The following is a 21,624-nucleotide window of genomic DNA, read 5'->3' as shown; positions in this document are numbered from 1 at the left end:
GCTGAGCACTCCACGAGGAACCCACCATGAAACGAACGTTCGCCATAGCCGCCGTGCTGCTCGTGGCCGGCGCCTGGAAATCGACCCGGGCGGCGGACCTCGACCACCAGGCCTTCGTCGCGGTCAAGGAAGCGCGCTTCGTGCGCCACGGCGCCCCCTACTTCATCGCCGGCGCCAACCTCTGGTACGGCGGCTACCTCGGCGCCCCGGGCGCGGTCGGCCAGCGCGAGCGCCTGGGCAAGGAACTGGATCGCCTGAAGGCGCTCGGCATCAACAACCTGCGCGTGCTGGCGGTCTCCGAAAAGACCGCGATGAAGAGCGCCGTCAGCCCGGCCACCACCAGCGCGCCCGGCGCCTACGACGAAAGCCTGCTGCGGGGACTGGATTTCCTGATGGCCGAACTGGGCCGGCGCGACATGACGGCCGTGCTCTACCTGAACAACTTCTGGCAGTGGTCGGGCGGCATGACCCAGTACCTGAACTGGTTCGGCGGAACGCCCGCGCACGATCCGAACGTGAGCCGGGACTTCGAGCGCTTCATGCGCGAGAACGCGCGCTTCTACACCAACGAGCGCGCGCAGCTTGAGTACCGGCGCGTCATCGCCCACGTCGTCCAGCGGGTCAACACCGTCACCGGCAAGCCTTACCGCGAGGACCCTGCCATCCTGTCCTGGCAGCTGGCCAACGAGCCGCGCCCGGGCAGCGCCAGCGCCACGCCCGAGGAGAAGGCCGCCTACGTGAAGTGGATCGCCGACAGCGCTGCCTATATCCGCTCGCTCGACCCCCACCACCTGGTCAGCACCGGCAGCGAGGGCCTGGCCGGCTCCGCCCGCGACGCCCAGCTGTTCCTGGACGCGCACCGCACCCCCGCCGTCGATTACCTGACCTACCACCTGTGGCCGAAGAACTGGGGCTGGTTCGATTCGAAGCGCCCGGCCGAGACCTGGGACGGGATGATGGACAAGAGCCTGCATTACCTGAACGTCCACGTCGACTACGCCAAAACCCTGGGCAAGCCGATCGTGCTGGAGGAATTCGGCCTGGACCGCGACGGCGCCTCGTTCGACATCAAGTCCCCGACCACGGTGCGCGACCGCTTCTACCACGAGGTGTTCGAACTGGTGCAGCGCCGCGCCGCCGCGGGCGATCCGGTCGCGGGCTGGAATTTCTGGGCCTGGGGCGGCGCCGGGCGCGCCGCCAATGCCGATTACTGGTGGCGCCCGGGGAACGACCTGATGGGCGACCCGCCGCAGGAAGAACAGGGCCTGTACTCGGTGTTCGACAGCGACGCCGGCACGCTCGGGATCATCGGCGACCACGCCCGGCGCCTGCACGCGCTGGGCAGGACCCAGCCCTGGCTGCGGCCCGCGGCATCGGCCGCGGCGCCCTGATCCTCCGCCAACTGCTTACGGCGCCGGCGGATCCAGGTAGATCGGATTACCCAGCAGGATCAGCTTGCCCGCGGCGTCGCGCACATCGGCCCGCAGCCAGTGGCGCGCGCCGTCGCTGCGCCAGTCGTTCCACAGGTCCTTTTCCAGTTTCAGGCTGAGCTGGTTGCGGCGCACGTGGGTGCCTTCGGTATTGTCGAAGTCGCCCAGGCTGCCATCACCCATCTTCATGCGGAGTTTCTGGGCCTGCGGTCCGGCCACGGTGCCGTAGTTGCCATCGAAGCCAAGTGCGGCGCGGATCTTGTCGTCCTCGTAGGTACGCGCCGGGATTTCCAGGAACAGCGCCACGTTGTCGCCCAGATGCTTGGCATCGATCATGATGCGGTCGCAGTCGATTTCCCAGGTCAGATTCAGGCGGATCTGGCCATGCCGGTGACCACCATTAAATCAGCCGGGGCCGCCGCGGAATGCCGGGAGTAACGCTTGGTTAATAATAGTAGCAATCGATTATGTATTGACCTCCTCCCCACCCTAAAGGACGGGGATTCCTACGGCGCCGCGCGCTGCTCTGCGCGCCGCTTCGGCGGGTTCCTGCTTCATCGAGCGGCCTGAAGCACCGGCTCTCCACAGGCTAACAAGCGCTGTCCGCGCTCTAGAATATTGATCGCACCGACCACGTCGGCGTGCTGCTCGTAACCGCAACCGACACACAGGAATTGCGCCTGCGTTCGCCGGTTGTCCTGCGACACATGGCCGCAACACGGGCATGTCTGGCTGGTGTGATGCGGTGGAACGGCCAGCAGCATGCCGCCACGCCACGCGAGCTTGTAGGCAAGCTGTCGCCGGAACTCGCCCCAACCCTGATCGAGAATGCTGCGGTTCAGGCCACTCTTCTGCTTTACTTTCCGGCCTGGTTGTTCGGCCGTGCCCCTGGCGGAGCGGGACATGTTCTTGACCTGCAAGTCCTCAATGCACACGAGCGCGTGGTGTTGGCTGATCGTGGTGCTTGTCTTGTGCAGGAAGTCTTTTCGGACGTTGGCGATGCGGTTGTGAGTCTTCTGGACGCGGGCCTTTGCCTTCTTCCAGTTGTTGCTGAACCTGAGCTTGCGGCTCATGCGGCGCTGGTACCTGGCCAGGCGCTGCTGGTGCTTCCTGAAGCTGTTCAGGGCAGCGACAAAGCTGCCGTCGCTCAACGTGGCAAAGCGCGCAATGCCCACATCGATGCCGATCGCCGTGGTTGCAGTAGGCAGCGGTGATTCAATCTCGCGTTGCGTCTGGATGGACGTGAACCACTTGCCGCCCTTCTGGCTGACGGTGACGTTGCGGACTTCGCCGAGCACCTCGCGGCTGTTGCGGTAGCGCAGCCAGCCGAGCTTGGGCAGGAACAGGCGGCCGTTGGCCTGGTCGAGCTTGATCTGCTTCGGGTCCGGGTAGCGAAAGCGCTCGCCCCTGCCTTTGCGCTTGAAGACGGGGAAGCCGGCGCGTTTCTCGAAGAAATTCTTGTACGCATGGTCCAGGTTCTTCAAGGCCTGCTGCAACGCATGGCATGGGGCTTCTTTCAGCCATGGTGTTTCCGGGCTGTTGCGCCAGGCGGTCAGTAACTTCGCCATCGCCACATAGCCAATGAATGGGTTGCCCTGTGCGTAGTTATCCTGTTGCAGCGCCAATGCCTTGTTGTAGATGAACCGACATGATCCGGCGAAGCGCTGCATCGCGCACGCCTGTGCGCCGTTTGGCATCAGTTCGTACTTGAAGGCCTGGAGACATTGCATATGGATCGGATAGTTTGGTCCATGAGCAGAGACAACGATACTCGACGCGGAAGTCATTGCGACTTGCTGATGCATGTGCACATGGTATTTGACAAAGGTACCCCCGTGAAGTTCATCACCGGGATCCCCCGACGATCTCTCAGCCATTTTCACCAGCGTCTGCGAGCACTTTGAGGCGGAATTGGTGGAATCGCGAGGACGACGACGTTCACTCGCCGGTGAACTATCCACCGAAGGTAGTCATATCCGAGCTGGTGAATAGTCAGAAGGATGTGTCGAGTCGGATGAGTCAGAAGAAAAATTACCCGAGTATCGGCAAAAAAACTCTGGGCGGTGCGCCGTGATCGCCGTCCTGCATTGCCGTCAGTTGCGGCGGAGCACCCATCGCCGTTGCCCGACAGTACATCGAGCAACAAGCGCCACACTGACGCCAGAGCAAAGGACGGCGTTGCCGTCCGCGCTCTTGACCCCGCCTTGAAGGAAGGAGTTTGATGCGCAACCGATCAATATTACAGGGACATGTACAAACGAACAGGGGCCATAGCTGCCGGGAATGGCCCAACAGCCTCACACCAGCGGCAGCGCCGTCGTCTCCTTGATCCGCTGCAGCGCGAAGCTCGACTTCACGTCCAGCACGGCCGGATGGCGCAGCAGGGTGTTCATCATGAAGCGCGAGAAATGGTCCATGTCGCCGACATGCACGCGCAGCAGGAAATCCATCTCGCCGGTCATCGCATAGCAGGCCACCACTTCAGGCCAGCTGCCCACCGACACCGCGAAATCGTTGCGCGGCGAGGTCGCCGGCAGTCCGGGTGCGCGCGAGCCCGCCACTTCGCTGTGCTTTTCCAGCCGCACGTTGACATAGGCCAGCAAGCCCAGGCCGATCTTGTCGGGGTCGACCAGGGCCACGTACTGGCGGATCACGCCCGCTTCCTCGAGCCGCTTGATGCGGCGCAGGCAGGGCGAGGGCGACAGGTTCACGCGCTCGGCCACATCCTGGTTCGACAGGCGGCCATCGGTCTGCAGGATTTCGAGAATCTTGCGGTCGGTTTTATCCAGTTCAATCTTTGACATAGTTTCCTCGGTCTACTCATGCGTGTGGCAATTTTATTGCGCAAATCAAGAAGGAGGGGGAATTAATTGGAATTTAATGCCGGATGGCCAGGACTATACTGGGCGCCATACGGGAGGAGATGGACCATGCCTGCCGCGCGATCAACCAGGGCCGGCAAGAGCCAGGGTCGCGCCGGCGCCGCGCAAGGCCAGCTCGCCAGCAGGGGAGGGCCGGCCATGCGCCGCCGCCGGCCCTTGCGGCATCCGCCACGAGAACAACGGAGACACCGAATGAACGCACCCCAGGAGCGCAGCCAGCTGTCGCTGCCGCAGCACGACATCACCCTCGACGACAAATGGACGCTCGAGCGCGGCCGCGCCTTCATGACCGGCACGCAGGCCCTGATCCGCCTGCCGATGCTGCAGCGCGAGCGCGACCTGCAGGCCGGCCTGAACACCGCCGGCTACATCACCGGCTACCGCGGCTCGCCGGTCACCTCGGTCGACCAGACCGCGATGAAGGCGCGCAAGCACCTGGAGGCGCACCACGTCAAGTTCCACCCGGGCATGAACGAAGACCTGGCGGCGACCGCCGTCTGGGGCACCCAGCAGACCAACCTGTATCCAGACGCCAAGTACGACGGCGTGTTCTCCATGTGGTACGGCAAGGGCCCGGGCGTGGACCGCTGCGGCGACGTCTTCAAGCACGGCAACAACGCCGGCAGCGCCAAGCATGGCGGCGTGCTGGTGCTGGCCGGCGACGACCATGCGGCCAAGTCGTCCTCCACCGCGCACCAGTCCGACCATATCCTGACCCACTGCGGCATCCCGGTGCTGTATCCGTCCTCGGTGCAGGAATACATCGACTACGGCCTGCACGCCTGGGCGATGAGCCGCTACACCGGCCTGTGGGTGTCGATGAAGTGCGTGACCGACATCATCGAATCGGGCGCCGTGGTCGACCTCGATCCGGACCGCGTCAAGATCATCACCCCGGACGACTTCGAACTGCCGCCGGGCGGCCTGAACATCCGCTGGCCGGACGCCGTGCTGGACCAGGAAGTCCGGATGAACAACTTCAAGTGGTATGCCGCGCTGGCCTATGCGCGCGCGAACAAGCTCAACCGCATCATCTGGGACAGCCCGACGCCGAAGATCGGCATCATCACCGCCGGCAAGAGCTACCTCGACACGCGCCAGGCGCTGGCCGACCTCGGCGTCGACGAGCAGGCGGCGCGCGACATCGGCCTGCGCCTGTACAAGGTCGGCATGACCTGGCCGCTCGAAGCGGAAGGCGTGCACGAATTCGCCCGCGGCCTGGACGAGATCCTGGTGGTGGAAGAAAAGCGCCAGGTGATGGAATACGCGCTGAAGGAAGAACTGTACAACCTGCCGGACAGCGAACGTCCGCGCGTGGTCGGCAAGTTCGACGACACCGGCGAGTGGCACAACAAGAACAACATGGGCCACGGCGACTGGCTGCTGCCGGCGACCTACGAACTGAGCCCGGCCCAGATCGCGCGCGCCATCGCCTCGCGCATCTCGCACTACTGCGCCGGCCACCCGGTGGCGGAGCGCGTCAAGGAACGCATCGCCTTCCTGGAAGCGAAGGAGCTGGTGCTGAAGAACATCCCGGCCAAGGCGAATCCGGAAACCGACCGCATCCCGTACTTCTGCTCGGGCTGCCCGCACAACAGCTCGACCAAGGTGCCGGAAGGCTCGCGCGCCATGGCCGGCATCGGCTGCCACTACATGGTCCTGTGGATGGACCGCGAGACCTCGACCTTCACCCACATGGGCGCGGAAGGCGTGACCTGGGTCGGCCAGGCGCCGTTCACCAACGAGAAGCACGTGTTCACCAACCTGGGTGACGGCACCTACTTCCACTCGGGCATCCTGGCGATCCGCGCGGCGGTGGCCGCGAAGGTGAACATCACCTACAAGATCCTGTACAACGACGCGGTCGCGATGACCGGCGGCCAGAACGTCGACGGTCCGCTCGACCCGGGCATGATCAGCCGCCAGATCGCGGCCGAGGGCGTGACCCCGATCATCGTGGTCACCGACGAACCGGACAAGTACCCGTCGGACTACAACTGGGCGCCGGGCGTCACGGTGCGCCACCGTTCCGAGCTGATGGACGTGCAGCGCGAACTGCGCGACAAGCCGGGCGTGTCGGCCATGATCTACGACCAGACCTGCGCCTCCGAGAAGCGCCGCCGCCGCAAGAAAGGCGAGTTCCCCGACCCGGCCAAGCGCGCCGTGATCAACGAGGCGGTCTGCGAAGGCTGCGGCGACTGCTCGGTGCAGTCGAACTGCCTGTCGGTCGAGCCGCTGGAGACGGAACTGGGCCGCAAGCGCCAGATCAACCAGTCCTCGTGCAACAAGGACTTCTCCTGCGTGTCGGGCTTCTGCCCGAGCTTCGTCACCGTCGAAGGCGGCGGCCTGAAGAAGCCGAAGAAGGCCGCCGGCGCCGAAGCCGCGCCCCCGGTCCTGCCGGCGCCGTCGATTCCATCGGTCGAGACCCCGTTCGGCATCCTGGTGGCCGGCGTCGGCGGCACCGGCGTGGTCACCGTCGGCCAGATCCTGGCGATGGCGGCCCACGTGGAAGGCAAGGGCGCGCTGGTGCTCGACCAGAGCGGCCTGGCCCAGAAGGGCGGCCCGGTGATGTCGCACGTGCGCCTGGCCGAGCGCCAGGAAGACCTGCACTCGACCCGCGTCGGCACCGGCAGCGCCGACCTCGTGATCGGCTGCGACCAGATCGTCACCGCCAGCCGCGACGCGCTGTCGCGCATGGGCGAGGGCCGCACCTGGGCCGCCGTCAACGCGACCGGCGCCACCACCGCCGCCTTCGTGAAGAATCCGGACTGGCAGTTCCCTGCCGAGGGCTCGCGCGCTGCGATCCTGCAGGCCTGCGGCGCCGGCAACGTCGACTTCGTCGATGCGGGCCAGATCGCCACCGCGCTGATGGGCGACGCGATCGCGACCAACATGTTCATGCTCGGCTACGCATTCCAGAAGGGCCACGTGCCGCTGCAGGAAGCCTCGCTGCTGAAGGCGATCGAACTGAATGGCGTGTCGGTCGCATTCAACAAGGCCGCCTTCAACTGGGGCCGCAGCGCCGCGCACGACCTGGCTTCGGTGGCCAGGCTGACCACGCCTGCCAAGGTGATCGAGTTCAAGCGCACCCAGTCGCTCGACGAGATCGTCCAGCGCAGGGTGGAACTGCTCACCGCCTACCAGGACGCGTCCTATGCCGCGCAGTACAAGGCCTTCGTGGACCAGGTGCGCGCCGGGGAAGCGAAGCTGGGCAAGGGCACGCGCCTGGCCGAGGCGGTCGCGCGCTACTACTACAAGCTGATGGCCTACAAGGACGAGTACGAGGTCGCGCGCCTGCATACCGATCCGGCCTTCCGTGACAAGATCGCCAGCATGTTCGAAGGCGACATCAAGATCAGGTTCCACCTGGCGCCGCCGCTGCTGGCCAGGCACGACAAGGACGGCCGCGCGATCAAGAAGGAATACGGTCCGTGGATGCTGAAAGCCTTCGGCGTGCTGGCCAGGTTCAAGGGCCTGCGCGGCACCGCGTTCGACGTGTTCGGCTACACCGCCGAGCGCCGCGGCGAACGCGCCCTGATCGGCGCGTACCGCCAGACGGTCGAGGCGCTGCTGCCGAAGCTGACGGCGGATAACCTGGCGCAGGCGGTGGCGATCGCCGCCATCCCGGAAGACATCCGCGGCTACGGCCACGTGAAGGAGCGCCACCTGAAGGCGGCCAGGCAGAAGGAAGCCGCGCTGCTGGCGGCCTTCCACGCGCCGGCCGGCGCCGCGCCGCGCGCAGCGTAAGGGCATGCATGCCAGGGGGCGCGGCGCGGCCGTGTCACCCTGGCATGCTTTTATATCTCCATAGCATTTCTTGTTGTCGGTCAGATCCAACTGTTACAGTTGGTTGCACTCCGGCCCAACAGCGACGTCTATAATCGGACGCATGAGACCGCTACTTCCTTCCTCCCGCAAGGCTTCCACGTTCCGTCTGGTTTCCGGCTCGCTCGCGGCGATCCTCGTGCTCGCCGGTTGCGGCGGCGGTGGCGGCGCGCCCGGCATCGGCGCGCGTCCGGACCCGATCGCGACGCAGCCGACGCCGACGCCGACGCCGACGCCGACGCCCACGCCCACGCCGACCGAGGCCACGCCGGAAGACCTGAACCCGAACCTGCTGGGCGATGCGTACGGCAGCTACTGGAACCTGTGCGCCGCTCCGCGCACCGGCGCCGACGCCGACGGCAAGCCCTTCCCGGACCGCCAGGGCACGCTGCTCGACGAGCTGAAGTTCCTGCGCGCGTGGACCAACCAGTACTACCTCTGGTACAACGAGGTGCCGAACACCTACAAGATGGCGGATTTCAGCAAGCCGGTCGATTATTTCGACGTGCTCAAGACCACGGCCATCACCGCGTCCGGCGCACCGAAGGACGAGTATCACTTCACCTATCCGACCGCGGAGTGGGAGGCGATGACCAACTCGGGCATCGACCTGGGCTATGGCATCACCTGGTCGCGCAACACCGGTCCCAGGCTGCCGCGCACCTGGCTGGTGACCGCGGTGGAACCGGGTTCGCCGGCGGAGAGCGCCGGCCTGCGCCGCGGCGACATGCTGCTCAAGGTGGACGGCATCGACTTCGTGAACGCGGGCGACACGGCCTCGGTCGACCGGATCAACGCCGGCCTGTTCCCCGAGCGCGCGGGAGGGACGCACCAGTTCACCCTGCAGCGCGCGGGCGCGCCCTACGACGTGACGCTGACGGCCGCCGAGGTGCGCGCGGCGCCGGTCAAGAACGTCAAGGTGATCGAGACCGCGAGCGGCAAGGTCGGCTACCTGAGCTTCGACGCCCACAACGCGGTGTCCGAGAAACAGCTGCTCAACGCCTTCACCAGCTTCCAGCAGGCCGGCGTGAACGACCTGGTGCTGGACATGCGCTACAACGGCGGCGGCCTGCTGTACATCGCCAGCCAGCTGGCCTACATGGTGGGCGGCCCGGCCACGGCCGGCAAGGTGTTCGAGCGCCTGCAGTACAACGACAAGATCGCGCCCCAGGCGCCGCTCCCGTTCCGCGCGACCGCATGGGGCTTCCCTGCGCCCGATCCGGTGCGCGCCGGCACGCCGCTGCCTTCGCTGGGCCTGAAGCGGGTGTTCGTGCTGAGCACGCCGGGCACCTGCTCGGCCAGCGAGGCGGTGATCAACGGCCTGCGCGGCGTCGACATCGAGGTGATCCAGATCGGCGGCACGACCTGCGGCAAGCCCTATGGCTTCACGCCGGTGCCGAACTGCGGGACCACCTACTTCTCGATCGAGTTCAAGGGCGTGAACGCCAAGGGCTTCGGCGACTTCGCCGACGGCTTCGCGCCGACCTGCCAGGCGAGCGACGACCTGTCGCGCGCGGTGGGCGACGAGTCCGAAGGCCTGCTGGCGGCGGCGCTCGCCTACCGCAACAACAACGCCTGCCCGACGCTGGCCGGCAGCGCGCGTGCGCGTGCGGTGCCGATGGAGATCGTGCGTCCGCAGGTGAAGGAAATCTCGATCCATACGCCGGCGCGCTGAGGCCGCGGCATCCCGAGGCCAGCGCCCCTCTCCGCCCCTGGCGGAGAGGGGCTTTTTCCTGGACGAACCCGTCTATAATCTCCGCCTTTCTCCCCGATCACTGCCGGAGCTTTCGATGATTCGTTCTGCACTTCTGCTGGCCCTGCTGGCCGCCTTCCCGCTGTCGCACGCCGCCTCCAACAACCTGAGCACCGTGTCGGAGCGTTCGGGCTTCCAGGCCACCGGCCGCTACGACGAGGTGCTGTCGCTGTGCGACGCCTTCCAGCAGGCCTACCCGCGGCAGGTGAAGTGCATCGAATTCGGCCGCACCCCGGAAGACCGCCCGATGAAAGCCCTGGTGGCCAGCGGCACCGGCGCGTTCACGCCGCAGGAAGCGAAGCGCCAGGGCCTGCCGGTCACCCTGATGCAGGGCGGCATCCACGCCGGCGAGATCGACGGCAAGGACGCCGGTTTCCAGGCCCTGCGCGAGGTGCTGGCCGGCCGCCTGGCCAAGGGCGCGCTCGACAGGCAGGTGTTCCTGTTCGTCCCGGTGTTCAACGTCGACGGCCATGAGCGCTTCGGCAAGTGGAACCGTCCGAACCAGCGCGGCCCGGTCGAGATGGGCTGGCGCACGACGGCCCAGAACTACAACCTGAACCGCGACTACGTGAAGGCCGATTCGCCCGAGATGCAGGCCATGCTGGGGCTGGTGAACGCCTGGGATCCGCTGACCTATGTCGACCTGCACGTGACCAACGGCGCCAAGTTCCAGCACGACGTCTCGATCCAGGTCGAGCCGGTGTACTCGGGCGATCCTGGATTCCGCCAGACCGGCCTGGCGCTGCGCAGCGGCGTGATCGCCGACATCGCCAAACAGGGCTCGATGCCGCAGTCCTACTACATGTCCTTCGTGAAGACCGACGACCCGATGTCCGGCTTCATGGACAGCGTCTCGGACCCGCGTTTCTCGACCGGCTACTTCCAGCTGCGTAACCGCATGGCCCTGCTGGTCGAGACCCATTCGTGGAAGGACTACCCGACCCGCGTGCGCGTGACGCACAACACCGTGATCTCGATCCTGGAGCAGGTGGCGAAGAACGGCAAGGCCTGGCTGCAGGCGGCGCTGGAGGCCGATGCGCGCGCCCTGAAGCTGGCCGAGACCCCGGTCGCGCTGACCTACCGCACCACCGACAAGAGCAAGATGGTCGACTTCCAGGGCTATGCCTATACCCGCACGCCGTCGAGCGTGTCGGGCATGCTGATGACCCGCTACGACGAGAGCAAGCCGCAGGTATGGCGCGTGCCGCTGCGCGAGGAAGTGGTGCCGGCCCTGGAAGTGGCGGCGCCGCGCGCCGGCTACATCGTGCCGGCGGCGCACGCGGCGATGGTGGCGGCCAAGCTGAAGCTGCATGGCATCGTCTTCCGCAAGCTGGACAAGGACATCGGGAAGGCCGATGTCGAGACCTTCCGCAGCGACACGGCGGCCTTCGGCGCCACCTCGTTCGAAGGCCACCAGCGCCTGACGGTGGCGGGCACGTGGAAGGCGGAGGCGCGCGACATCACGCGCGGCTCGCTGTTCGTGCCGATCGCGCAGCCGAAGGCGCGCCTGGTGATGGCGCTGCTGGAACCGCAGGCGCCGGATTCGATGCTGGCCTGGGGCATGTTCAACACCGCCTACGAGCGCAAGGAATACATGGAAGAGTACGTGGCGGAGGACGTGGCGCGCGAGCAGATGGCGGCCGAGCCAAACGTCGCGGCCGAATTCCAGCGCCGTCTCGACAGCGATCCGGCGTTCGCCAAGGATCCGCATGCGCGGCTGGAGTTCTTTGCGAAGCGGCATTCGTCGTATGACGAGCGCCTGAACCTGTATCCGGTGGTGCGCGCCAAGGCCGCACCGTAGGGTGGGCGGGTCTTCCCGCCCACGCGGTGATTGTTACCGGTGCCGATACCGGGCGCGAGGACCTTGCCGATAACAACCGCCGCGTGGACAGCGAAGCTGTCCACCCTACTGAGCCGCCGGCACCGAGGTCAGCAACACCGTGCTCACTTTCCCATCCGCCCCATTGATCAGCTGGTAAACCCGGTCGAACTCGTCATCCAGGATGTCCGCCCCCGGCGCCCCGCCGAACAGCTTGACCAGCTCCGGCAAGGTATTCGAGTGCCCCACCACCAGCACCGTCCCGCCCAGCGCCTTCACCTTCTCCACCAGCGCCCTGGGCGCGCGCGGATCGTAGTGCTGCACCTCGACCCCGAGCCGCTGCGCCAGCGGCTGCGCGGTCTGCAGGGTGCGCTGGGTCGGCGTGCTGTAGATGGCCTTGATGCCGGTGCGGTGCAGGATGGTCGCGATCGACTGCGCCCGCGCCCGGCCCTGCGGCGTCAGCTCCGGATCGCTGCCCACGCCGGCTTTCTCGCCGTGGCGCACGAGATAGATCATGTTCGGTTCAGCCATCGCCATACACGGTGCGAGCATCGCAAGTACAAGGGACAGTTGCCGCAGCATGCGGGAAGTCAGGCGCATCGACAACCTTTCCGAAGTGAGAAAAGAAGCAGGGTAGCATGACCCTGCCTTTTTTTCCTTATAGCTGGGTCAGCGGAATGGTATTGCTCGCCGGCGTCGAGCAGGGCTCTTCGTCGAACGCGATATCGCCCAGCGGATTCGGCACGCCGTCGGTCTTCAAATCGGCGAAGCCGAACAGGTCGCGGTCCATCAGGTGCGAAGGCACCACGGTCGACAGCGACGAGAACACGTTCTCCACGCGTCCCGGATGCTTCTTTTCCCAGTCGCGCAGCATGGCCTTGATCTGCTTGCGCTGCAGGTTTTCCTGCGAGCCGCACAGGTCGCACGGGATGATCGGGAAACCCTTCACCTCGGCATAGCGCTCGGTATCGGCTTCCTTCACGTAGGCCAGCGGGCGGATCACCATGTGCTTGCCGTCGTCCGAGACCAGCTTGGCCGGCATGCCCTTCAGCTTGCCGCCGAAGAACATGTTGAGGAAGAAGGTTTCCAGGATGTCGTCGCGGTGGTGGCCCAGGGCGATCTTGTTGCAGCCCAGCTCATCGGCCACGCGGTACAGGATGCCGCGGCGCAGGCGCGAGCACAGCGAGCAGGTGGTCTTGCCTTCCGGGATCAGGCGCTTGACGATGCTGTAGGTGTCCTGGTTCTCGATGTGGTAGGGCACGCCCAGCTTGTCCAGGTAGGCCGGCAGCACCTCGGGCGGGAAGTTCGGCTGCTTCTGGTCGAGGTTCACGGCGACGATGTCGAAGTGGATCGGCGCGCGCTCGCGCAGGGTCAGCAGGATGTCGAGCAGGGCATAGCTGTCCTTGCCGCCCGACAGGCAGACCATCACCTTGTCGCCGTCCTCGATCATGTTGAAGTCGCCGATCGCCTGGCCCACCAGGCGGCACAGGCGCTTGTGCAGCTTGTTGTTCTCGTGCGCGATCTTCTCGCGTTTCTTCGCGTCCAGCGCGGCCGCCTCGAGGGCGTCGACGGCGGAGCGCTCCATTACCGTGTCGTTCATGCTTCTTCCTTGATCTGGAATACTTCGACCCCGACGCCTTCGCAGTCGGGGTAGACATCCGGCTTCATCGTCGACACCCGCGCCGCGCGCACGCGCGGGTGGGTCAGCATCGCCTTGACCACGTCGTCGCACAGGGTTTCCTGCAGGTGGATATGGCCCTTCGACACGCGGCGCGCGATGGTGTCGCGCATGAAGTCGTAGTCGACCACTTCCGACAGCTGGTCGGCCTTGGGCGTCGACAGGTCGAGTGGAATGTAGAGATCGACATTGATCAGGACCCGCTGCTCCGCCTTCTTCTCGAAATCGTGCACGCCGATATTGATCATCACTTCGTAATTGCGCAGGAACAGCCGGCGGCAATCGCGCAAGCTCGGGTGGGACAGGGCGGACAGCATAGTTAGCCTTAATTTATAGAATAGGGTTGTTCGGTTCGGTCAGGAACATCACGTCGCGCGCCAGCGGCATCAGGTGCTGGCCGCCGTCCACCAGCAGGGTGGTGCCGGTCAGCGCGCGCGCCGAGGCGGCGTAGACGACCGCGTCGGCGATGTCCTGCGGGGTCGAGGAGCGTTTCAGCGGCGTCGCCTGGTGCGCGTGCGCAAAGCCTTCCTCGGTCTGCGCGCCCGACACCATGGTGATGCCGGGCGCGACGCCGACCACGCGCACTTTGGGCGCCAGCGCCTGCGCCAGCATCGTCGTGGCCGCGTGCAGCGCCGCCTTCGACAGCGTGTACGACAGAAAATCCGGGTTGAGATTGTACAGTTTCTGGTCGAGCAGGTTGATCACGACCGACTGGCTGCCGTCCGGGGTCATGGCATGCAGCGCCTGCGCCAGCAGCAGCGGGGCGGCCACGTTGGCCTGCATGTGGGTGGCCAGCAGGGCAGGAGAGAAAGCGGTCGCGCTGTCGTATTCGAACAACGAAGCGTTATTCACAATGCAAGCCGGCACGCCCAGTTCGGCCGCCGCGCGCCCGGGCAGGGCGCGCACCGCGGCCTCGTCGGCCAGGTCGCATTGCAACGGCACGGCGCGCCGTCCGAGCGCGCGGATGGCCTCGGCCGTGCCGGTGGCATCGCGTTCGGAATGGCGGTAGTGCACCGCGACGTCCCAGCCGGCCTGGGCCAGCCCGAGCGCGATCGCGCGGCCCAGGCGCCGGCCGGCGCCGGTCACCAGTGCGACAGGCGCGTTGGCGCCATGGGCGCCGACATCCCGTGTTGTAGCCGTCGAAGGAAGTTCCGTCATCTTGTTGTGTGCAGGCGCTAAATTGTTGATATGGGCCGATCTCGCTACAATGCCGGCATGTCCCTGCCCGCACCCACCCCCGACGCCCTGGCCGCGTCCCATTCCCTGCAACAGCTCATCGCCGCCGAGATCGAACAGCACGGCGGGGCGATTGCATTTTCGCGATTCATGGAACTGGCGCTGTACGCGCCCAGGCTCGGGTATTACAGCGGCGGCGCGTCCAAGCTCGGAGCGAGCGGCGACTTCACCACCGCGCCGGAAATCACGCCGCTGTTCGGCGCGGCGCTGGCGCGCGTGGCAGGCGCTATTATGGCCCAAAGCGCGCCCGACATCATCGAGTTCGGCGCCGGCACCGGCAAGCTGGCGCGCGACGTGCTCGCCGCGCTGGCGCAGGGCGGCGTCGAGGTGGCCTCGTACACGATCATCGAACTCTCGGGCGAGCTGCGCGCGCGCCAGCAGGAAGCCCTGAAGGACCTGCCCCAGGTGCGCTGGCGCGAGCGCATGCCCGAGAATTTCAGTGGCGTGGTGCTGGCCAACGAGGTGCTCGACGCGATGCCGGTCGAACTGGTGCTGCGCACCCATGAGGGCTGGCGGCGCCAGATGGTCACCATCGAGGACGGCGCCTTCGCTTTTACCCAGCAGCCCCTGGGCGCCGCCCTGGAAGCCCAGCTGGCGCTCCAGGTGCCCGACGCGCAGCATTTGCCGGAAGGCTACCTGACCGAGCTGCACCCGGTCGCCGCCGGCTTCATGGGCTCGCTGGCCGCGATGTTCGAGGACGGCCGCGGCGCCGCCATCCTGCTCGACTACGGCTTCCCCGCGCACGAGTACTACCTCGACCAGCGCATGGGCGGCACTCTGATGTGCCACTACCGCCACCATGCGCATCCGGAGCCGTTCTACCTGCCCGGCCTGCAGGACATCACGGCCCACGTCGACTTCACCGCCATGGCCCTGGCCGCGCAAGAGGCGGGACTGCCGGTGCTGGCCTACATGAGCCAGGCCGCCTTCCTGCTCGGCGCCGGCATCGGCGAACTGCTGCTGGCCACCGATCCGGCCGACGCCCTGCGCTACCTGCCCCAGGCCAGGGCGGTGCAGAAGCTGGTGTCGCCGGCGGAAATGGGTGAACTTTTCAAGGTCCTGGTGGTCGGCAAAGGTGTGAAATTGCCTGAAGCAATCGTGCGCGCTGACCGCAGTCACCGGCTGTAGACTTGTTGATATCTTGCACAGCGGATACAAATCCGGCTAAGCTGTGCGTATCCCCGCGACCGGGCCCCCATTTTCGGATCGGCTACCATGAGGCAGGCGGCGCGGGCAGACTGACACACCATGGCCAAGATCCACACACACTACGACAACCTGAAGGTGTCGCGCCACGCGCCGCAGGAAGTCATTCGTGCGGCGTACAAGGCCCTCAGCCAGAAATACCATCCCGACAAGAATCCGGGCGACGAAAAGGCCGCCCGCATCATGGCGATCGTCAACACCGCCTACAACACCCTGTCCGACCCGCTGCGCCGCAAGGAGCACGACGAATGGATCGCCGCCGAGGAGTGGGAAGTCGAGTGGCTGGCCAATTCCGATACCGAGGAAGGGCGCGAGCACAACCGGCCCGAGAGCTGGGAGGCGCGCCCGCTCGAGCGGCCGCGGCGCGCGCGCCTGCTGCGCGATCCGCGCTGGTGGCTGGGCCTGTCCGCCTGCTTCGTGGCCGGCGCCGCCTGCGCGGTGCTGCTGACCCAGCCGCCCAACGTGCTGCCCAGCGCCCTGGCCTGGGGCGGCAAGCCGGTCCCGGCCCCGGTGCAGGCGCCTCCTGCCCAGGTGGATGAGCCGGGCAGCGACGCCAGCACCGACGGCTGGGCGCGCCGCGAGGGCGGCGGCGATGCCAGGGAAGCGCCGCCGGACATCAAGGCGCTCGCCGTCACCCAGCTGGTCGTGCCGCAGCACGCGCCCGACTGCTCCACCGACCTGCAGACCCTGACCGCGCCCAGCGGCGACCCGTGGCCGGCGGAGTCCGGCTACCTGCCGGGTTATCCGGTCGGCAATGACGGCAACGAGATGCAGGTCCTGATCGACAACAGCGCGAATGCCTCGCCGGTCTTCGTCAAGCTGTACGACCTCGACCGCCGCTCGAACGTGCGCCACGCCTACGTGCTGCCGCGCGCGCGCTTCACGATCGACAGGCTGTCGGCCGGGAAGTACGAAGTCCGTTACCAGAACATCATCATCGGCGCCGGCAAGGCGGAGTGCGGCAACGGCTACAGCGCCCCGCTGCGCCAGGCGGCCGCGGCGTCTGCCGGCTAGGCTGTCATATTGTTCAGTCAAGTCGTGGCTTGACCGAACGACAAGGGCTGTCGTTTTTTCCCAGCATTAAGCCGGATTGACCCTCGGGGCCTTACCCGATTTAATTAATTTGTTCCCCTGCCGTAATATACTCACCCGACGCCGCGCCCATGCAGCCACGGTCGGCACGCCCATCGCAGGCTTAACGGAACAACATGAACGAACTGGACGGCCTCACGGCCCTGATCATCGAGCCCCATTCCGGGATGCGCGCCAACATCCACAGCATGCTGAACATGTGCGGACTGACCCGGATCGAGCATGCCAGCACCTCGAACCAGGCCGTCAAGCACCTCGGCCTCCGGTCGGTCGACCTGGTCCTGTGCGAATACGACCTCGAAGGCGGCCAGGACGGCCAGCAGCTGCTCGAGGACCTGCGCCACCACAAGCTGATGCCGCTGTCGACCATGTTCTTCATGGTCACGGCGGAAGGCAATTACGGCAAGGTGGTCAGCGCCGCCGAACTGGCCCCGACCGACTACGTGCTCAAGCCCTTCACCGCCGACCGCCTGCTGGAGCGCATCGCGCGCGCGCTCGACCGCCGCACCGCCTTCATGCCGGTGTACACGCTGATGGAAGCGGGCGACCAGCGCGAGGCGATCGCCGCCAGCATCGACGCCCAGGCCCAGTACCCGCGCTACGCGATCGACTTCCTGCGCCTGCGCGCCGAACTGCACATGTTCCTCGGCGAGGCCGACCAGGCCGAGCCGATCTACCGCCACCTGGCCGAGGCCAAGGCGATCGCCTGGGCGCGCCTGGGCCTGGCCAAGACCCTGTTCGTGCGCAAGCGCTTCGAGGAGGCGCGCGGGATCCTCGAAGACCTGGTGGGCAGCAACCGCAACTTCGTCGACGCCTACGACTGGCTGGCGCGGACCCACGCGGCGGTGGGCGAGCTGGGCAAGGCGCAGACGGTGCTCGGCGAAGCGGTGGCGGTGTCGCCGCATGCCGTGCGGCGCCTGCGCACGCTCGGTGAAACCGCCTTCGAGGCGGGCGACACCGAGGCCGCCGAAAAGGCGCAGCGGCAGGTGGTCGCCAAGGCCAAGTATTCCGAGTTCCGCGATCCCGAAGACCATGTCAGGCTGGTGCGCACCCTGGTGCAGAAGGGCGACCCGGCCGGCGCGGCCGGCGTGGTCCGCGACCTCGACCGCTCGCTGGGCGGGCGCCCCAACACCAGCGTGTGCAGCGCGATCTCCTCGGCCCTGGTGCATGAATACACCGGCAACGAAACCCGGCTGAACGAGGCGCTGGCGACGGCGCTGGAAGCCAGCAGGGAGGCGCCGGCGCTGTCGGCCGACCTGAAGCTGGAGCTGGCGCGCACCTGCCTGCAGAACGACATGGAAGAGGGCGCGACCGAGATCGTGCGCGACGTGATGCGCAACGCCGCCAACGACACCATGATGACGCGCGCCATGGGCGTGCTGGAGCGCGCCGGCTTCCCGGACCTGGCGCGCACCCTGGCGCAGGAGAGCCGCCAGCACGTGGTCGACCTGGTCGCCAGCGGCGCGGCGCGCGCCAAGGGCGGCGACTACAAGGGCGCCGTGGGCCTGATGCTGGAAGCGGCCGACAAGCTGCCGCAGAATCCGGCGGTGGCCTTCAACGCCGCGCTCGCGGTGCTGCGCTGCCTCGAGCACGAGGGCTGGGACGAACGCCTCGGCCGCCAGGCCCTGGGCCTGATCGGCAACGTGCGCCAGCTCGACCCCGCCAATCCCAAGCTGAACGCGTTGGCCGCGCTGCACCAGACGATCCTCAAGAAGTACAACCGGGCCGGACCGCGCCAGGCCGGCCCGGCTTCCTCCCGGAAGGCGGGATAAGCGATGGCGGCGCTGCCCCCGGAAGGCGCGACGCGCCGCGTGCGCGCGGCCCTGATGCAGAAGGTCTGCGGCGACGAAGGGATGTTCGCGCTGGGCGCCGCGGTCGCGCGCGTGGTCGAGATGGCCTCGTCCGAGGACCAGGGCACCCACGACCTGGCCTGGTACGTGGTCTCCGACGTGGCCCTGACCCAGCGCATCCTGCGCCTGTCGAACACCGTCCAGTACCGCACCGCTTCCGGCACGCCGGTGACCACGATCTCGCGCGCCATCTCGCTGCTCGGCTTCGACAACGTGAGGGCCGCCGCGCTGGCGATGCTGCTGGTCGACGCCCTCGGCAGCGGCGAGCACGCGGGCAGCGTGCGGGTCGAGCTCGAGGCGGCCCTGTGCGCCAGCCTGGTGGGCCGCGAGATGGCGCGCCACAGCTTCTACCAGGGCGCCGAGGAGGCGGCCATCTGCGCGCTGTTCAAGAACCTGGGGCCGCTGCTGGTGGCCAGCCACGAGCACCAGCGCTACCGCGAGATCGCGGCGCTGGCGGCGGCCGGCAAGCACACGCCGGGACAGGCTTCGCAGCTGATCCTCGGGGCCAGCTACGAGGCCCTGTCCGAGGCGGTGCTGTCGGAGTGGAAGATCCCCGACGTGATCGTGCGCGCCCAGGCCGCGCTGCCGCCCACCGCGCTGCGGGTCGCGGCCAACCGCGGCGAGTGGATGCGCCAGGTGGCGGCCTTCGGACTCGACATGGCGCGCCTGATGGCGCGCAGCCACGAACCGGCCGGCACCCCGGAAGCGCGCGCGCTGCAGCAGCGCTACGGCGCCGCGCTCGATCTCGACCGGCCGCGCATGGACGCGCTGTTCGCGTCGGTGCAGGAGGGCATGAACGCCCTGCTGCAGAGCATGAACATGGAGCCGGCGCCGAAGGCCGCGCCGGATGCCGGCCGCGGCTTGCCGGACGTGCTGGCGCTGGCCACCCTGGACACCGGCGAGGAAGAGCAGGGCGGCGTCCACCCGAGCGGCAAGCCGAGGAATGCGCGCGAGCTGCTGCTGGCCGGGGTGCAGGACGTGACCCTGCTGCGCGCCTCGGGCCAGGGCCGCCTCAACGATGTGATCCTGGCCGTGCTGGAAACGCTGTACGGGGCGCTCGGCTTCCGTTTCGCCACCGTCTGCCTGAAGGATGCGCGCACCGGGCAGTACCGCGCCCGCGTGGCGCTGGGCGAGGGCAGCGCGGCGCGGCAGGCGCGCTTCGCGTTCCCGGCGCTGCCGGCGCGCGACCTGTTCCACCTGGCGATGGACAACGATGCCGACCTGATGATCTCGGATGCGTCCAGTCCCAAGATCCGCGACCTGCTGCCGGCCTGGCACAAGGAACTGCTGCCGGATGCGCGCAGCTTCATCGTGCTGCCGCTGGTGCTCGGCAAGGCCCAGCTGGGGATGTTCTATGCGGACCGCGCCAGCGCCGCGCCGGAAGGCGTGCCGCCCGACGAGACCTCGCTCATCAAGGCGCTGAAGGGGCAGGTGCTAGCGGCGCTGGCGCCGTGAACGCCCGGGCGGGCGGGGAAGCGGCGGGGCGCAATCCGCCCGCGCGCAGGGCTTTCCCGGCTTTTTTCGGGTTCGTGCGAAACAGCCCTTGCAGACTTGCACTCCGACCGTTACAATCACGCCCCGAAGCAACGCTACTATGTAGAAGCGAATCGAATTCGCTGAAAATAGTTTGACAATACGTTGTGCTTGCTTCATACTCTGCGGTTCTTCGCGGTGGGGTGGCCGAGTGGTTAAAGGCAGCAGACTGTAAATCTGCCCTCTCTGAGTACGCTGGTTCGAATCCAGCCCCCACCACCAAAAGAAGAGTCGTGAAGACGAATTGAAGATGTACCTCGCGGGTGTAGCTCAATGGTAGAGCAGAAGCCTTCCAAGCTTACGACGAGGGTTCGATTCCCTTCACCCGCTCCAGTTTCGCAGTGCATGGCGCTGCAAAAATAAGCCCTTGTAGCTCAGTGGTAGAGCACTCCCTTGGTAAGGGAGAGGCCACGTGTTCAATCCACGTCAAGGGCACCAGAATTTTGTACGGCAGTCCGCAATACTCGTCCGTCAGGTGTGCCTGGTAATTCTCAAAAAAATCGTTAGATCTTAGGAGTCTGAAATGGCAAAGGAAAAATTCGAACGGACCAAGCCGCACGTCAACGTCGGCACCATCGGTCACGTTGACCACGGCAAAACCACCCTGACGGCTGCAATCGCGACCGTTCTGTCGAAGAAATTCGGCGGCGAAGCCAAGGCATACGACCAGATCGACGCGGCTCCGGAAGAGAAGGCACGCGGCATCACCATCAACACCGCGCACGTCGAGTACGAAACCGCGAACCGTCACTACGCGCACGTCGACTGCCCAGGCCACGCCGACTACATCAAGAACATGATCACCGGTGCCGCCCAGATGGACGGCGCGATCCTGGTGTGCTCGGCCGCTGACGGCCCGATGCCGCAGACCCGCGAGCACATCCTGCTGGCGCGTCAGGTTGGCGTTCCGTACATCATCGTGTTCCTGAACAAGTGCGACCTGGTCGACGACGCGGAACTGCTGGAACTGGTCGAAATGGAAGTCCGCGAACTCCTGTCGAAGTACGAGTTCCCAGGCGACGACCTGCCGATCATCAAGGGTTCGGCACGTATGGCGCTGGAAGGCCAGCCGGGCGAAATGGGCGAAGAGTGCATCGTGCGCCTGGCAGAAGCCCTGGACACCTATATCCCGACCCCGGAACGTGCCGTTGACGGCGCCTTCCTGATGCCGGTGGAAGACGTGTTCTCGATCTCGGGCCGCGGCACCGTCGTGACCGGCCGTGTCGAGCGTGGCGTGATCAAGGTCGGCGAAGAAATCGAGATCGTCGGTATCGTCGACACCGTGAAGACCACCTGCACCGGCGTGGAGATGTTCCGCAA

The 21,624-nt window shown here is 66.6% G+C and carries 16 protein-coding genes, 3 tRNA genes and 1 pseudogene; 13 read left to right on the top strand and 7 right to left on the bottom strand.

Annotated elements, in window-relative coordinates; translation table 11 throughout:
* The first annotated feature begins 26 nt into the window (after positions 1 to 26).
* Positions 27 to 1,391: a glycoside hydrolase 5 family protein gene (locus H162_RS0112180; RefSeq protein WP_040787216.1), complete on the top strand. Its 1,365-nt coding sequence runs from the start codon at positions 27 to 29 to the stop codon at positions 1,389 to 1,391.
* A gap of 15 nt (positions 1,392 to 1,406) precedes the next feature.
* Here the strand turns inward: H162_RS0112180 and H162_RS0112175 are convergent, their stop codons facing one another.
* Together H162_RS0112175 and H162_RS0112165 are read right to left on the bottom strand one after the other, a co-directional pair.
* A complete protein-coding gene (locus H162_RS0112175) occupies positions 1,407 to 1,766 on the bottom strand; it encodes a hypothetical protein (RefSeq protein WP_020653746.1) in 360 nt (119 codons plus the stop codon).
* A gap of 153 nt (positions 1,767 to 1,919) precedes the next feature.
* A pseudogene (locus H162_RS0112165) lies at positions 1,920 to 3,160 on the bottom strand (RNA-guided endonuclease InsQ/TnpB family protein).
* 218 nt (positions 3,161 to 3,378) lie between these two features.
* On the opposite strand from H162_RS0112165, the gene H162_RS35725 reads away from it, so the two are divergent.
* On the top strand, positions 3,379 to 3,504 hold the full coding sequence (locus H162_RS35725; protein ID WP_371846845.1) for a hypothetical protein: 126 nt from the start codon (positions 3,379 to 3,381) through the stop codon (positions 3,502 to 3,504).
* A 223-nt stretch (positions 3,505 to 3,727) separates the two neighbouring features.
* On the opposite strand, the gene H162_RS0112160 is transcribed toward H162_RS35725, so the two are convergent.
* Positions 3,728 to 4,234 carry an Lrp/AsnC family transcriptional regulator gene (locus H162_RS0112160; protein WP_020653744.1) on the bottom strand — a complete coding sequence of 169 codons (507 nt, stop codon included), beginning with the start codon at positions 4,232 to 4,234 and terminating at the stop codon, positions 3,728 to 3,730.
* A gap of 270 nt (positions 4,235 to 4,504) precedes the next feature.
* Between H162_RS0112160 and H162_RS0112155 the strand changes: the two genes are divergently transcribed.
* The 3 genes from H162_RS0112155 to H162_RS0112145 all read left to right on the top strand — a co-directional run bounded on the left by H162_RS0112155 (position 4,505) and on the right by H162_RS0112145 (position 11,691).
* Positions 4,505 to 8,059, top strand: a complete 3,555-nt coding sequence (locus tag H162_RS0112155; RefSeq protein ID WP_020653743.1) for an indolepyruvate ferredoxin oxidoreductase family protein — start codon at positions 4,505 to 4,507, stop codon at positions 8,057 to 8,059.
* Positions 8,060 to 8,201: 142 nt separating this feature from the next.
* On the top strand, positions 8,202 to 9,812 hold the full coding sequence (locus H162_RS0112150) for a S41 family peptidase (RefSeq protein ID WP_084676999.1): 1,611 nt from the start codon (positions 8,202 to 8,204) through the stop codon (positions 9,810 to 9,812).
* Between the two features lie 115 nt (positions 9,813 to 9,927).
* Positions 9,928 to 11,691, top strand: a complete 1,764-nt coding sequence (locus H162_RS0112145) for a M14 family metallopeptidase (RefSeq protein ID WP_020653741.1) — start codon at positions 9,928 to 9,930, stop codon at positions 11,689 to 11,691.
* A 105-nt stretch (positions 11,692 to 11,796) separates the two neighbouring features.
* On the opposite strand, the gene H162_RS30690 is transcribed toward H162_RS0112145, so the two are convergent.
* From H162_RS30690 to H162_RS30685, 4 genes are all read right to left on the bottom strand, one after another.
* Positions 11,797 to 12,240, bottom strand: a complete 444-nt coding sequence (locus H162_RS30690; RefSeq protein WP_229452040.1) for a SixA phosphatase family protein — start codon at positions 12,238 to 12,240, stop codon at positions 11,797 to 11,799.
* 127 nt (positions 12,241 to 12,367) lie between these two features.
* A complete protein-coding gene (ttcA, locus tag H162_RS0112135; RefSeq protein WP_020653739.1) occupies positions 12,368 to 13,309 on the bottom strand; it encodes a tRNA 2-thiocytidine(32) synthetase TtcA in 942 nt (313 codons plus the stop codon).
* Positions 13,306 to 13,704 (bottom strand): dihydroneopterin aldolase, encoded by a 399-nt coding sequence (locus H162_RS0112130; protein ID WP_020653738.1) that lies wholly within the window; start codon positions 13,702 to 13,704, stop codon positions 13,306 to 13,308. Before H162_RS0112130 ends, ttcA begins: the two co-directional genes overlap by 4 nt.
* A gap of 13 nt (positions 13,705 to 13,717) precedes the next feature.
* Positions 13,718 to 14,545: an SDR family oxidoreductase gene (locus H162_RS30685; protein ID WP_084676998.1), complete on the bottom strand. Its 828-nt coding sequence runs from the start codon at positions 14,543 to 14,545 to the stop codon at positions 13,718 to 13,720.
* 57 nt (positions 14,546 to 14,602) lie between these two features.
* Between H162_RS30685 and H162_RS0112120 the strand changes: the two genes are divergently transcribed.
* From H162_RS0112120 to H162_RS0112085, 8 genes are all read left to right on the top strand, one after another.
* A complete protein-coding gene (locus H162_RS0112120) occupies positions 14,603 to 15,751 on the top strand; it encodes a class I SAM-dependent methyltransferase (RefSeq protein ID WP_020653736.1) in 1,149 nt (382 codons plus the stop codon).
* A gap of 120 nt (positions 15,752 to 15,871) precedes the next feature.
* Positions 15,872 to 16,843, top strand: coding sequence for a J domain-containing protein (locus tag H162_RS0112115; protein WP_020653735.1), 972 nt, complete (start codon positions 15,872 to 15,874; stop codon positions 16,841 to 16,843).
* 194 nt (positions 16,844 to 17,037) lie between these two features.
* Positions 17,038 to 18,693, top strand: coding sequence for a tetratricopeptide repeat-containing response regulator (locus H162_RS0112110; protein ID WP_020653734.1), 1,656 nt, complete (start codon positions 17,038 to 17,040; stop codon positions 18,691 to 18,693).
* A 3-nt stretch (positions 18,694 to 18,696) separates the two neighbouring features.
* Positions 18,697 to 20,226, top strand: coding sequence for an HDOD domain-containing protein (locus H162_RS0112105; RefSeq protein WP_020653733.1), 1,530 nt, complete (start codon positions 18,697 to 18,699; stop codon positions 20,224 to 20,226).
* A 215-nt stretch (positions 20,227 to 20,441) separates the two neighbouring features.
* A tRNA-Tyr gene (locus H162_RS0112100) sits at positions 20,442 to 20,526 on the top strand.
* Positions 20,527 to 20,563: 37 nt separating this feature from the next.
* A tRNA-Gly gene (locus H162_RS0112095) sits at positions 20,564 to 20,637 on the top strand.
* A gap of 30 nt (positions 20,638 to 20,667) precedes the next feature.
* Positions 20,668 to 20,742, top strand: a tRNA-Thr gene (locus H162_RS0112090).
* Between the two features lie 85 nt (positions 20,743 to 20,827).
* The coding region (locus H162_RS0112085; protein WP_020653629.1) for an elongation factor Tu at positions 20,828 to 21,624 on the top strand (797 nt) is incomplete at its 3' end.

The sequence above is a fragment of the Massilia niastensis DSM 21313 genome, from assembly GCF_000382345.1.
GTDB lineage: Bacteria > Pseudomonadota > Gammaproteobacteria > Burkholderiales > Burkholderiaceae_D > Telluria > Telluria niastensis.
This window is presented reverse-complemented; position numbering and strand designations above follow the sequence as displayed.

Excerpts from the sequence above, each read along its gene's own strand:
- H162_RS0112180 (WP_040787216.1), top strand. The coding sequence starts at position 27 with ATGAAACGAACGTTCGCCATAGCCGCCGTGCTGCTCGTGGCCGGCGCC.
- H162_RS0112175 (WP_020653746.1), bottom strand. The coding sequence starts at position 1,766 with ATGATCGATGCCAAGCATCTGGGCGACAACGTGGCGCTGTTCCTGGAA.
- H162_RS0112160 (WP_020653744.1), bottom strand. The coding sequence starts at position 4,234 with ATGTCAAAGATTGAACTGGATAAAACCGACCGCAAGATTCTCGAAATC.
- H162_RS0112155 (WP_020653743.1), top strand. The coding sequence starts at position 4,505 with ATGAACGCACCCCAGGAGCGCAGCCAGCTGTCGCTGCCGCAGCACGAC.
- H162_RS0112150 (WP_084676999.1), top strand. The coding sequence starts at position 8,202 with ATGAGACCGCTACTTCCTTCCTCCCGCAAGGCTTCCACGTTCCGTCTG.
- H162_RS0112145 (WP_020653741.1), top strand. The coding sequence starts at position 9,928 with ATGATTCGTTCTGCACTTCTGCTGGCCCTGCTGGCCGCCTTCCCGCTG.
- H162_RS30690 (WP_229452040.1), bottom strand. The coding sequence starts at position 12,240 with ATGGCTGAACCGAACATGATCTATCTCGTGCGCCACGGCGAGAAAGCC.
- ttcA (WP_020653739.1), bottom strand. The coding sequence starts at position 13,309 with ATGAACGACACGGTAATGGAGCGCTCCGCCGTCGACGCCCTCGAGGCG.
- H162_RS0112130 (WP_020653738.1), bottom strand. The coding sequence starts at position 13,704 with ATGCTGTCCGCCCTGTCCCACCCGAGCTTGCGCGATTGCCGCCGGCTG.
- H162_RS30685 (WP_084676998.1), bottom strand. The coding sequence starts at position 14,545 with ATGACGGAACTTCCTTCGACGGCTACAACACGGGATGTCGGCGCCCAT.
- H162_RS0112120 (WP_020653736.1), top strand. The coding sequence starts at position 14,603 with ATGTCCCTGCCCGCACCCACCCCCGACGCCCTGGCCGCGTCCCATTCC.
- H162_RS0112115 (WP_020653735.1), top strand. The coding sequence starts at position 15,872 with ATGGCCAAGATCCACACACACTACGACAACCTGAAGGTGTCGCGCCAC.
- H162_RS0112110 (WP_020653734.1), top strand. The coding sequence starts at position 17,038 with ATGAACGAACTGGACGGCCTCACGGCCCTGATCATCGAGCCCCATTCC.
- H162_RS0112105 (WP_020653733.1), top strand. The coding sequence starts at position 18,697 with ATGGCGGCGCTGCCCCCGGAAGGCGCGACGCGCCGCGTGCGCGCGGCC.